The organism is Leucothrix pacifica (genome assembly GCF_003172875.1).
Lineage (GTDB): Bacteria > Pseudomonadota > Gammaproteobacteria > Thiotrichales > Thiotrichaceae > Leucothrix > Leucothrix pacifica.
The window spans coordinates 1-13234 of record NZ_QGKM01000051.1; the positions used below are offsets into that span (position 1 = coordinate 1).

Sequence of the window (13234 nt, forward strand, 5' to 3'; positions counted from 1 at the left end):
GGGATGCGTTCATATCATTCTTCTTCAGTGCCTTTTGCATCCGTTTAAACTGTCTGGCATGCGCGTAACGCCCAATCTTTGGCAACAAAAAGCGGGCTTGTTTCTCATAAGTTTGACGTAAGAATATGCCGAGTTCATGGGCCAATGTCACTAACTGCTTGCGTGACTGATTTTGTAGCTGGTTATCGGTTGGGAAGCGGATGTTTTTCTCCTGAACGTGTGGTGTCGATCACTACCCGCTTCAGACTGGAGGGTTTAACCAGTTTGCTTTTGAGCCCCGCATCAATGGTGGCTGTCAATAACCACTCACAGCCTTCTTCGCCCAGGCGTTGTCGCCAACGGGTTAGGGAACTGGGGTTACAAGGGAACTCATGCTGGAAAAACGTTTCGCCGCAGAAATACTGCCAGTAAGGTGACTCTAACCATTGTTCAACCACACGCTCATCGGAGACCTTAAACGCATGTTCCAGATACAGCAGGCCCGCCACCAATCGAACTGGTAACGCGGCGGCACCCAAGTCACTAAAGTAGGGAACAATATGCCTTTCCAACAGTGCCCAATCTATTTGATGAGCTAAGCGACACAGCGCATGATTCAGATTGACCAAATCACTGAGCCGGGTTTTTGAATAGATCATCCTGAGGATCATTGACAGTGGGTTTAGGCTTCATAAAACACACTCATTCTGCAACTTATTCGGCTGAGCGCAGCAAATAGTGAGAGATTGCCTACACTGAGTGATTATTTTATCAAACAATATCAATGCGTTAAATATTATTCAGGGTCGACTAACTCGCTTTTCCATTTTTAGTGTCACTTGGCTTGCCCGCATACAACCAAGAATGAATACTTTGTGTATCTGCAAAACCCAGCTCTTTATACAAATTGGAGGTCAACGTCGGAGAGACGTCTACCCCCGTAAAACTCGCTCAGGGTTTCAACGATGCTACGTGTTGTCATTCCTTTTGCATACAGGCTAAGGATTTTACTATCTAAAGCAGGCGTACGTGTTTCACGCTTCTTAATAATCTGCGATTCAAACTCACTCTGACGGTCACGGGGTGTGTTAATTTCTAATTGACCGTCATCCGTTTTTACCGTCTTTTTAGTATAGTCGTTGCGGCTATTGGTCCCTTGTTTTGCTTCGTGACGATGATAACCAAGGTGGTCATCAAGCTCTGCATCAAGCGCTTTTTCATAGAAAGATTGGCGCAGCAATTTGGTGAGTGCTGCAATATCTTCTTCGGAATTGAGGCCTTGGGCGGCCTATTTAGCTAAGGCTCTAAGTTGTTTCTTATTCATGTGATCTACTCTAACAGGTTAGGATTGAGCAGATACACAGTTCAATTTACAACCTCTTATTCAGCTTACTTGCCCAAGCATCGTGCCAGCGCTTCATTGTCCAGAGTTTAGAGCGGCGCGAAGAGATGGCACATTCAATGCTATCAATACGGTTTTCTAAACGGTCACGATGTTTGCGGTGATCTTTACGCTTATCTTTGTCATTGCGCTTACCATTATGCTTATCAAGGTGATGATGTCTGATACGCCCGCGACTAAATTCGAGACGTAACTCCTCATGTCGCAAATCACGAATCTCAGCACTCAACCGGTGCATCGCAACATCCAGCCCGGTCAGATAGCCACTCACAAAACCTTTCTGCATCGCCACAGGGCAAACACCAAAGTATTCCTTACCCTTAACACCATAGGCATAGCCGGATTGTTTGGTACAAAACTGCGTTAAACCTTTCTTATAGCCCGCATCGTAAACAGGCTTATCAGGTGAGACTTTATATTTGGCACAGGCACGTTTATGGCCTTCGAGTTGAATCGCACTGCGGCGTCCTGCGGAGCCATCTTTATAACCAATGGTTGCCCAATCGCCCTCTAAACAATCACTCTTTTTGAGTGTCGCGCAGCTGCTCAAGGTAGCGGCTATCAATAACAACAGGGGTAATAACAGTAAAGTTTTTAAGTTGGGTGTAGTAAGCTGAGATAATGTGTTCATAGTCCTTTAGTTCTCATGCGCTGCGTCATGCAGCAATGATTGTTAGTACTATTCAGACCGTGAATTGGCTCATTAATTCTATCTATTTTGTCACGTTGGTCGCCTTATCCGCCTCAGTTATGCGCTTTGAGAGCCTGTAAACGCTTAGTCATTGCTTGCCTTTTTAGCCATAAAGGTCACAAACGAAACATTCGCATTAATAATCTCAATATCCTGAAAACCCAGGGACGTTAATGCATTCAGATACCAGCTAAAAGGATAAGTCACCAACACCCCTTCAATCTGCTGACGCTTCTTTTCAATCTCATCCTCAGTCACTCCATGTTGGCGCTTATAGTCATGATATAGGTCGTGAACGGCCTCACTGCTAGTGACTTTGTCCGACAGGATAAGCGTCGCACTAGGAGCCATGGCATTCCGGATTGATTCCAGATAAGCAATGGGCTGACGAATAAAATGCAGTGTCCAGTTATTCAGAACATAATCAAACGGACCATGCTCTACAGGGAATGATTCCGAGTGAATCAGCGTCGCCTGATCAAAAGAATGCGCCAACATATCGGCCGATGAATCCACTCCAAAGAGGTTGCGATAGCCCGCCAGATGTAATTGTCGCAAGGTCTCCCCTGTTGCGCTGCCAACATCGATGATTTTTGGTTGGGCTTTACCGCCCTTTTTGATCATCGCCACACACAAATCGATGACCCGTAAATAATCGGGAATCTCGCGTCGGGCGATCCCATCAAATACCTCCGCAACCTGTGCATCAAATTTCCACTGGCCAGCTTCGGCCTGACTACTCAATAACTTAGCCTGCTTCTGATAGGCCCGTGTGCGTGTTTGCGAGACGGGGTCATCTTGCCATGAACGCTTTTTACCGCGCTTTTCTGGTAGATTACTTTCTAGTGTGGTTAGTGTTTGTTGATGCTCATCCCGGTAATAACGCACGGCAAAACGGATTGCCAAGTCACTGCTGCCGAGAATGCTTTCATCATAAATCACGGTATCAGGCGTGATAGGAAAATTGAGTTTATTCTCCTGTTTGGCAAAACCATTGAGACGAAATAAGATATCCAGTGCCGAGATGGAGGTGGTCGCTGACACTCCCAGCATTGACTGATTGCCACTGTCTAAATTCACTTCCTGATCCGTGACATATTCAGTCACTGCCGCATCAAACGGCAATTTACCCGTTCTAATACCGCGCGGATAATTGGTTTCCACCACCACTTGCTCGGCAGCAACTTTGCAGGCTTGGTCGATAATATTTTTGGTATCGATAAAGTGATACAGCACGCCCGCCAGCAGCACCAAATCATAAGTTGCATGACCGGCTTGTGCTAAAAAACTACTGATATCCTGTTGGATAATATCTGCAGATTTATCCCAGTGCGCTAATAACTCGCGTGACTGATCGACATAATTCTGCTGGACTTCAACACCGGTATACTTGGCCGCCCCATGGAACAGCACCCATTGACCGGCCGCTCCATTCCCTGAACCAAGGTCGAGAATACGCTTATTTGAAAGCTGCTCAGCGGGTAGTAACACAGCATATTTCGTCTCCAGAAACGCTTTACTCGTAGGGTTAAAGCGCCGGTGCCGACGGTTATCTTTTTCGTAAAATGCGGGGTGCTGATCAAATGCTTGCATGGTTCTCTACATTGGCTAAATCCTGCGTAACCATAGCAATAAACCGACTGCCACTACCATAGCGCCCGCCGCCAAATATAAACCTTCCTCATAACCACCACTGCCCTTTGCAATCCAGCCCACCACCAACGGCGCAATAATTTGTGCAAGACCATATGAAATGGTCATCTTGCCCATCATTTTTGCCGGGCGGGTCGGGTAATAACGACCCGCCATACTCAATACCAAACTCACTAGTCCAATGAAGGTTCCACCAAACAATACCGCGCCAATTAGCGCAGCCAGCAAACTATGGCTCAATATCGGCAGCATGATGCCAACAATCTGTAATATGGCCGCGAGGATTAAGGCATTAATATCGCCTGTGCGACGCGCCACCAAATCCCAGATCATACAGGCGGGTGCAGCGGCTAAACCGAGCACCATAAACACCCATGCACCCTTACCTGCTAAGCCTGGCAAAGCATCCACGATCGCCACAATGAAGGTGGCACTCACCACGTAACCAATTCCTGCACAAAAGTAAGCCAGCATAAAAATGCGTAAAAACATCGGACTCGGTGGATTGTCGGTCATGGCACCACCACCTTTGGTGACGCTACTGGTGTCAGGCGGTGGCAACCATGCCCAGGCCGGAATCAGTATTAGCACGCCGAGGGCACTTAAAATGTACCATTGCTGATCCCAACTGAAATAGTGATTAAGAATTTCCACCACAATCGCACACACCGCAATACCCAAGCCAAGTCCCGAGAAATGAATCCCAAGCTCACTGCGAAAATCATGGCGGATCAACCAATTCATAATCAGTGCAGAGGCCAGTAGTAAACCTGCGGCACTACTTAAACCGGCAAAAAAACGTAACAACGACCACAACCACACATTGGTTGTCATGCCCATACCTACCGTAGTCAATACGGCGACTATCAAGCCGAGACGGTACAGTTTATCTTTCAATACCATATTGCCGATTTGTGAGGCGATAATCGCACCACACAGATAACCAACATAGTTGATCGTCGCTAACCAACCAGCTGCTACAACACCAAGTCCCGCCTGATTCTGCATAATCGGTAATAGCGGTGTGTAGGCAAACCGCGCGATGCCGAGCAGTAATATCAAGCTAAGAATACCGGCAGTTAGTACCCGTAGGCGCTCTGTACTTGCAGTCATGGATGTCCTTATTCGCCGTAAAAATTATCGATACAAATTCATGGAAACCCAGTATCTGCGCCATGTTTAATCAGTTCAATCACTGAATTGTAAATAGTTGGTTTTTCAGTATTTGTATTGGTCAAGCCAATCTAAACTAGAGACCTAATAAATTTAGCTGGTAAGCACTATAGTTAGGTTTATAAGGAACATTTCTATACTGCGTTTTTCATAAACCATTACCCTACAGAGAGGGTTTAGCTATGTCTTTTCTATTTCCACGTTATTGCCACAGCAATTTACCAATCGCAGACTACGGAGACGGCTGTTATATCGTCGACAAACAAGGGAAGCGTTATCTGGATGGCTCAGGAGGAGCCGCAGTATCTTGTCTTGGCCATAGTGACCCGCAAGTCACCGAAGCACTCAAGCAACAACTGGATAAAATCGCCTTCGCACATACCGGTTTCCTAAGCTCAGAACCAGCTGAGGCTTTAGCAGAGACGCTAATCAAACTAGCACCAGAGGGAATTGAGCGGGTATATTTAGTGTCCGGTGGCTCCGAAGCTGTTGAGGCTTCAATCAAACTGGCCAGGCAGTATTTTCTGGAAATCGATCAACCGCAACGTCATCGGGTAATCGCGCGCCAACAAAGCTATCACGGCAATACACTGGGCGCGCTGGCAGCGGGTGGCAATGAGTGGCGACGAGCACAATTCGCTCCCTTAATGGTTGAAACCTCGCACATTGCCCCCTGCTATGAGTATCGTGGAAAACAAGATGGCGAAACCACCTATGAGTTTGGTCAGCGCGTCGCAAATGAGCTGGAAACCGAATTATTGCGCGTAGGACCAGAATCCGTCATGGCGTTTATTGCAGAGCCTGTGGTGGGGGCGACATCCGGTGCAGTGCCAGCTGTTGAGGGATATTTCAAACGTATCCGTGAAATCTGTGATAACTATGGCGTATTACTGATTCTGGATGAAGTCATGTGCGGCATGGGACGAACCGGTAGTTTGTTCGCCTGTGAACAAGACGGTGTGTCTCCCGACATCCTCACTATTGCCAAAGGACTCGGTGCAGGCTACCAGCCAATCGGTGCCATGCTGTGTTCCGGCGCGATTTATAACGCGATTTCTGAAGGCTCAGGCTTTTTCCAGCATGGTCATACCTATATGGGCCACCCAATGGCAGCCACGGCCGCCAGTGCCGTGTTAACAGCGATTACTGAACGTGATTTATTAAGTGCGGTTAATCAACAAGGTGACTTACTGACTCAGAAACTACATGAAGCATTTGATGAGCATCCGCATATTGGCGATATTCGCGGCCGTGGCTTGTTCCGTGGCATCGAACTGGTTGAAGACCGGGACAGTAAAACGCCTTTTGCAAAGTCACAGCAACTTAACAAGAAAATCAAAGCAGCAGCCTTTGAAGCAGGTTTAATTTGTTATCCTATGGGCGGTACCATTGACGGGCAAAATGGTGACCATATTTTATTGGCTCCGCCATTTATAATCAGCAATACACAGATTGATGAATTGGTAGAAAAGCTATCTCTGGCGATCAGGCAATCGATCAATTAAGGAATAATGAATGATAGATTTTATAGCGGTCTTTATCACGTTTTTTGCGGTAATAGATCCGGTTGGCACAGTGCCTGTATTTATTGCGGTCACGGATAAATACGATCCGAAAACACGGCGTCGGGTTGCACTACTCTAAACCATTGTCTCGGCTTGTATATTGCTGTTTTTCGTAGTAGCTGGTGAATTACTAGTCAATGCGCTATCTATTCCACTCCCTGCATTTCAGATTTCTGGCGGGATCGTGTTATTCCTGTTCGCTCTCAATATGATCTTTGGTGACAGTAAACCAGAGGAGGAGATAAAACTATTAGGAAAATCACATCAGGAAACAGCGGTTTTTCCACTGGCTGTACCCTCAATTGCCAGCCCCGGTGCCATGCTGGCGGCCGTCCTGTTAACCAAAAACGCGGTTTATAGTATTTGGGAGCAAATGCAAACAGCACTGGTGATGCTATCAGTGCTGTTTTTGGTCTATTTGCTGATGTTGCTGGCTGGCTTTATTAATAAATTTATTGGTAGCAGCGGAGCCAGCGTAATCAGTCGGGTGATGGGATTAATTCTGAGTTCGGTAGCGACCACCAATATTCTGGCAGGGCTGAGTGAGTACTATAAGGTTACCTTGAGCTCAGTAGAGCGCCTAACAATACCCATTCATCAGGGTGTTTAACCATCCTGCGCCGCGTCTTCCGACAAAGGCGGTGGTTCGGAGCAGAATGGATTAACGCCTGATACGGCCCGATTACTGCGCCATCAACTATCGCTTCACCATCCGCAGCACTGCAAATTTCTTATTGGTCCCCACCGTACGACAATTACCAAACATTTGCTTCAGCTTAGCCGGATATGGCAGATGACGATTCGCCACCACCCAAAGCTCACCACCCTGCGCCAAACACCGCTTGCTATCCCGAAACATTTCCAGCGCCATTTGCTCACCAATTACATGTTGCTGGTGAAATGGTGGATTACACAAAATCAAATCCACTGAGCCACTGTCTGTCTGACTTAAACCATCCACCGCACTAAAACTCGCCGAATCATTGTCCGGAAACACTGAACGGTAATTGTCCTGCGTTGATGCCACCGCCATATACGATTCATCGATAAACTCAACCTGAGCATCAGGTGCTTGCTGCTGATATTTAATGCCTAACACGCCATTACCACAGGCAAGATCAACCACCCGCTGCACCCCTGGTATTTCAGAGAAGTGTGTCAGAAAGAATCGCGCGCCCAAATCCAAATGCTCTCGGGAAAACACATTGGCATGATTGCTAAGTGTCAATCCAATCTCGGTCTCATCGTAACGTGTCGGATAAGGACTCACAGGCTGTTCCAATGCTTCATCCAAGCTTGCAAAAATTAATCGGGCTTTCTTCTTAGCCAAGGAAGTTGTCAGCGGTCCAATGATCTTTTCAATACATTGAAATGCTGACTTTTGCAGATGCTTAATCATTCCTGCAGCGATAATCACACTGTCTTTATGCAGATGTGGACGCAAGCGGATCAACTGATCTTCCAACAGTGCTGTGGTCTTTGGGACTTTGATCAACACGACATCAAATAAACCTTGCGGACTCTCAACGGAGCGTAAGGGTGTGAACGACTGAGAATCGCTACTCGTGGTGCCAATGCTAACTGCAGCGTCTGGACTAGTCTCAGCACCAGCACCAGCACCAGCACCAGCACCAGCACCAGCACCAGCACCAGCACCAGCACCAGCACCAGCACCAGCACCAGCACCAGCACCAGCACCAGCACCAGCACCAGCACCAGCACCATTCTCGGCACAATTCTCCCGTGCTGCCAAGTGACTAATACAAGAATCCGACCAATTCAACGGCTGATAAGCACGTAACGCACAAGTCAACGCGCCAAAAGCATCATTCACCAATAACACTCTGGGCATACCTGCAGCATTAGCTCCAACACCCGAAGTACTGTCATTACTTAGCAACTTTTTTTCAGCCACATGCACCAACAACAACTCATCTGCAGCGTCCCAGGCACGTAATGTTTCATGTTTGCGAAGTGGCCAACGCGCTAATTTGAGCTCACCAAATGGTGATAAAAAGAATTCCACTAGTCTTGCAGCTCCGGCAGGTCTTTAAATAATTCCAGTGCTTCAGGGTTTGCCAAAGCTGTTTTGTTTTTCACTTCACGACCATGCACAACATCACGCACGGCTAGCTCAACGATTTTGCCGCTGGCCGTGCGCGGCAATTCTGCCACCTGCAAAATCTTGGCGGGGACATGGCGAGGACTGGCCCCTTTACGAATCGCTTGTTTGAGCGTTTTCACAAAGTCTTCATCCAGCGTCATTCCGGCTTTCATCACCACAAACAAAATCACCCGCACATCGCCATCAAACTGCTGACCAATCGCCATCGCCTCTTTAACTTCTGGGAAAATTTCCACCTGACGATATATTTCAGCAGTACCAATACGCACACCACCGGGGTTCAGTGTCGCGTCTGAGCGCCCGTGAATAATCACACCGCCATTTGCAGTAAACTCTGCTAAATCACCGTGCGCCCAGTATCCGGGGAATTTCTCAAAATACGCTGCGGTATAACGCGCATTATCTTCATCATTCCAGAAGCAAACCGGCATGGATGGAAATGCGACGGAGCAAACCAATTCCCCTTTATTGTCTGCAGCGGGATTGCCATCGTCATCCCACGCTTGCATCGCCATCCCCAAGCCTTTGCACTGAATTTCACCGCGATATACCGGCAGCGTTGGATTACCCAATACAAAACAGGAAATAATGTCAGTACCACCTGCAATAGACGCTAAACACACATCTGATTTGATATGACTGTACACATACTCATAGCTGTCCGGCATCAATGGTGAACCGGTTGAAGCAATGGTACGCACGGTACTAAGGTCATGTGTATCCGCTGGTTTTAACTCGGCTTTCTTAAGCTCATCAATATACTTGGCAGACGTCCCAAAGAAGGTGGCTTTTTCATCCTGAAGATAATCAAGAACCGTGGTTTTTGAGGGGTAGAATGGCGATCCGTCGTAGAGCAATACAGTTGCTTTGACTGCCAAAGCCGACACCAGCCAGTTCCACATCATCCACGTACACGTCGTAAAGTAAAACACGCGGTCGCCCGCTCTAATGTCGCTATGCAAGGCATGCTCTTTAAGGTGCTGCAATAATGTCCCGCCTGCGCCGTGCACTATGCACTTTGGCTTGCCGGTTGTGCCACTGGAAAACAGGATATACAAAGGATGATCAAACGGCATTTGCCTGAAGCGCATTGCCTGTGGAGCATAATCTTGCAATGCTGTGTCCCAGCTAACAACGGGTACATCACCCACCGTCTCTGTCCCTAAATCCAAACCAGCGTAGCTCACGCAAATCACTTGTTTTAATGAAGGAATGGCGGTGGCCAGCGCCAATGCTTTTTCACGCACATCAATCACTTTGCCATTGTAAAAATAGCCATCACAGATAATCAGCACAGTCGGTTCAATTTGGCCAAAGCGATCCAATAAACCCTCCAGACCAAACTCCGGCGAACAAGACGCCCACACCGCACCCAGTGAACTCGTGGATAACATACCAATCACGGCTTCCGGCATATTAGGAATCATCGCGGCAACACGGTCGCCCTCATCGACACCAGCAGCCAGTAGACACTGTTCGATACTAGAGGCTTGGTCGCGCAGCTCAGCAAAGCTCAAGCGACGTGAGACCTTGTCTTCACCACGAAATACCAGTGCATCACTGTCTGGCGTATCATTCGCGCCACGCAGTAAGTTTTCAGCAAAATTCAAACGTGCCTGAGGGAAGAAACGTGCCTCGATCATCGGCGTGGCGCTCTCTAAGGCAATCTCACCTCGCTCGCTGGCGATAACACCACAGTAATCCCAAATCGCTGTCCAAAAATCCTCAGGATTAGCCACTGACCATTGGTGGAGCGCCTCATAATCGGCAAATTCCTGAGAATATTGCTGACTCACCCACTGGGTAAAGTCATACATATTACTGCCGGTCACCTTGTCATCGCTAGGGGACCAAAGAATGGGGTTGGTTTCGCTATTCATGATAAACGCCTGACTGAATCGATAGACATAATTGTATAGCGGTTTTACCAGTAACTCACCGCATCACGATAAATATTTTCAAGGTCAACACGATTACTGTCACGCGGTGCGTTAGCGATCGCACGGGTTTGGCGAATCGAGGAATCCGTTAAACGTGCTACATCAGACTCTCCAAAGCCCACACCACTTAAACCATTGGGCATATTGGTTTCGCGCATTAACTGAATAATTCTATTAGCAACCAGTTCACCGGAATCATCAAGACCCGCACCGTTTAGATCTGCGCCTAAATACTGCGCTGCTTCTAAATGGCGCTCCGGTGCTGCCTCAGCGGTATAGCGGAAGGTAGCGGGCGCAGTCACAATCACACTGATGCCATGCGGCACAAAGGGTGATTTCACCGCGTATCCATCGGTGGTAATGTCATTCATCAGGTGTGTGACCGCGTAAGACAAGGCATGCGGCAGATGCGTACCTGAGTTACCAAATGCCATACCTGCTAAACTCGCACCCCACATGAGCTGGTCACGAGCTTCGTGATCATCCGCATCCGCCACGCCCCGCACCAAATATTCACCCGCAATCTGCAACGCTTTTGTTGCAGCCAAATCACTCCACGGATTAGCCCCTTGGATCAGTGGTCGTGCATTAGGGTTTTTCACTTCAGCCCACTGCGTATAAGCTTTGGCGGTATAGCATTCAATGGCATGGCTTAATAAATCGAAGCCGGTTGAAGCCACTACATTTGCCGGTAAGGAATCACAGCAGGCAGGATCAATTACCGCCTGATCTGGCATCATATACGGGCTCGCAAACACAAATTTAGTATTCAGGTCATTAATACGAATCACTGATACTGAGGTACATTCTGAGCCTGTTCCTGACGTGGTTGGGCAAGCAATATGCGGTAATAATGGTCCTGGAACGGCAATGCCTTCACCAATTGGCTTGGCAAAATAATGGCGTACCGGTGAAGGATATAGAGCGCATACCATGGCCGCTTTGGCTGTATCCATCACTGAACCACCACCCACAGAAATCATACCGTCAAAATTGCCTTCTCTTAAAAAGGCAGCACCACTATCAACACTGGTCTCATCCGGCTCTACACGAATCTCAGAGAAAATCTGACAACTCAATCCAGCAGCCTTTATGGAGTCAGAGACAGTGGCCACATAGGGCCCGCTAGCCAGTTGGGGATCGGTGAACAGTGCGACGTTCTTCATGCCTAAAGCAGTAACGCGCTGCCCCACTTCAGAGAGTGTGCCGCGACCAAAAGTGACTTTAGGAATCGCGATGGTGAAACTACCCGCGCCATGCTCACACGGTGCAAAATATTGACATGCCATGATTTTCTCCTCGTTACTTAAACTACCAGCCATTCATAGATAGATATTAACGTAGAATGATGGCTTTCAGAAAAGAGAATGACTGTGGTTTTGTAAACAGCTTTACAATGATAAAGATCTGGCCGACTAACAGCGTATAAACAACCGTGACAAGATTCAGGTACGCGCTAAACCTGTAAAACCATTAATCCCATTCACCTCAGGCTTCACTACCACGCAATTACGACCATTATTTTTTGCGTGATATAAATTATCATCTGCCAGTTTAATCATCTGCATGACATCTTCACACTCAGCAGTAGAGGCAATACCAAAGCTCATGGTCACCTCCAGCTCGGTTGTCTTATCCACGGTAATACTTTTGGATATTTCTTTGCGTATTCTGTCAACAATCATGTATGCCTTTTCAGTATCAGTCTCACACAAAACAATCAGGAACTCTTCGCCGCCCCAGCGACTAACCACATCAGTCTGCCTAAACGCATGCTTTAGACGTGTTGAAATAACACTCAGCACCGTGTCCCCGCCATGATGACCAAACTCATCATTAATCTTTTTAAAATGATCCACATCACCGATGACGACGCAGAAGTTATTGGAATGAGGATTAGTCGCATGGCAATGTTTTTTGAGGTAACGATTAGCGTATCTGCGATTAAATAAACCGGTTAAGTCATCAATCGTCGCCAAGTCGGTTAACATCTTTTCTTGCGACTCGTAAATACCCCGGATGCTGGTGATTCCTATAATTAACGGAAGTCCGGCAACTACGATGTTTAATATATATATAGTCTCAGCATATTCAGACAGTTGGCTATGATCTGGCACATCGGCAAACAGATAATGTATTAGTGCAACATAAATGATAAAGCTTAGACCAAAAATGAAGCCATACAACTTACGAAGTCCGGGATTGATAACCGCAAGACAGGCGACCGGCCACAGGTACATTTGAAACCCGAACCCCAAACCTAACAATGCCACGGTGGTAGTAATCATGACCAGGATCACACCACAAATCACATAAATTGCCAGTGAGTGATAGCCACGGTAATTCATGAAGGCAGCCCATAACCAGATAGCAACACTGAGCATATTGAGATAACTCAGTATATCGACCTGAAAAACCCAGAATAGACTGGCAAAAGCCAGATGTCCGAAGATACCTGTGATACAAGTTATTAATATCACCACGTATTTACGATAATTTTTTTGCTCAACGTTTGGCGGGTTTGAACCGGGTAAATCTATGATATTAAACATTTGGCTGATAAGTGGGGTCACTATATTTATTAGTTCATCATTCACACAGAAAAATACAAACCAATAACTAGTAAAATAAGCCAATCATAACACTACTAAAATAAGCCAATCATAACACTACTAACCCAGTAAGTGACGCCATCTACACAACAAA

Annotated in this window: 8 protein-coding genes and 3 pseudogenes; 2 read left to right on the top strand and 9 right to left on the bottom strand. The window is 47.1% G+C overall.

Annotation, left to right across the window (positions count from 1 at the left end):
* The 5 genes and pseudogenes from DKW60_RS15740 to DKW60_RS15760 all read right to left on the bottom strand — a co-directional run.
* A pseudogene (locus DKW60_RS15740) lies at nucleotides 1–672 on the bottom strand (IS5 family transposase); the annotation flags it as partial.
* A gap of 210 nt (nucleotides 673–882) precedes the next feature.
* Nucleotides 883–1303, bottom strand: a pseudogene (locus DKW60_RS15745) (transposase); the annotation flags it as partial.
* Nucleotides 1304–1349: 46 nt separating this feature from the next.
* Nucleotides 1350–2012: a DUF2799 domain-containing protein gene (locus DKW60_RS15750; protein ID WP_109838622.1), complete on the bottom strand. Its 663-nt coding sequence runs from the start codon at nucleotides 2010–2012 to the stop codon at nucleotides 1350–1352.
* Between the two features lie 144 nt (nucleotides 2013–2156).
* Nucleotides 2157–3665, bottom strand: a complete 1509-nt coding sequence (locus DKW60_RS15755; RefSeq protein ID WP_109838623.1) for a class I SAM-dependent methyltransferase — start codon at nucleotides 3663–3665, stop codon at nucleotides 2157–2159.
* A 15-nt stretch (nucleotides 3666–3680) separates the two neighbouring features.
* Nucleotides 3681–4838, bottom strand: a complete 1158-nt coding sequence (locus tag DKW60_RS15760) for a YbfB/YjiJ family MFS transporter (RefSeq protein WP_109838624.1) — start codon at nucleotides 4836–4838, stop codon at nucleotides 3681–3683.
* A 242-nt stretch (nucleotides 4839–5080) separates the two neighbouring features.
* On the opposite strand from DKW60_RS15760, the gene DKW60_RS15765 reads away from it, so the two are divergent.
* Together DKW60_RS15765 and DKW60_RS15770 are read left to right on the top strand one after the other, a co-directional pair.
* Nucleotides 5081–6403 (top strand): aspartate aminotransferase family protein, encoded by a 1323-nt coding sequence (locus DKW60_RS15765; protein WP_109838625.1) that lies wholly within the window; start codon nucleotides 5081–5083, stop codon nucleotides 6401–6403.
* Between the two features lie 10 nt (nucleotides 6404–6413).
* Nucleotides 6414–7073, top strand: a pseudogene (locus DKW60_RS15770) (MarC family protein).
* A gap of 87 nt (nucleotides 7074–7160) precedes the next feature.
* Here DKW60_RS15770 and DKW60_RS23740 read toward each other — a convergent pair.
* From DKW60_RS23740 to DKW60_RS15795, 4 genes are all read right to left on the bottom strand, one after another.
* Complete coding sequence (locus DKW60_RS23740; RefSeq protein ID WP_181389737.1) at nucleotides 7161–8489, bottom strand: methyltransferase; 1329 nt, start codon at nucleotides 8487–8489, stop codon at nucleotides 7161–7163.
* Nucleotides 8489–10468, bottom strand: a complete 1980-nt coding sequence (locus DKW60_RS15785) for an acetoacetate--CoA ligase (RefSeq protein WP_109838628.1) — start codon at nucleotides 10466–10468, stop codon at nucleotides 8489–8491. The genes DKW60_RS23740 and DKW60_RS15785 overlap by 1 nt, the downstream gene beginning before the upstream one ends.
* Before the next feature lie 44 nt (nucleotides 10469–10512).
* A complete protein-coding gene (locus DKW60_RS15790) occupies nucleotides 10513–11817 on the bottom strand; it encodes a hydroxyacid-oxoacid transhydrogenase (RefSeq protein WP_109838629.1) in 1305 nt (434 codons plus the stop codon).
* Nucleotides 11818–11973: 156 nt separating this feature from the next.
* Complete coding sequence (locus tag DKW60_RS15795) at nucleotides 11974–13080, bottom strand: GGDEF domain-containing protein (RefSeq protein WP_109838630.1); 1107 nt, start codon at nucleotides 13078–13080, stop codon at nucleotides 11974–11976.
* Between the last annotated feature and the right edge of the window lie 154 nt (nucleotides 13081–13234).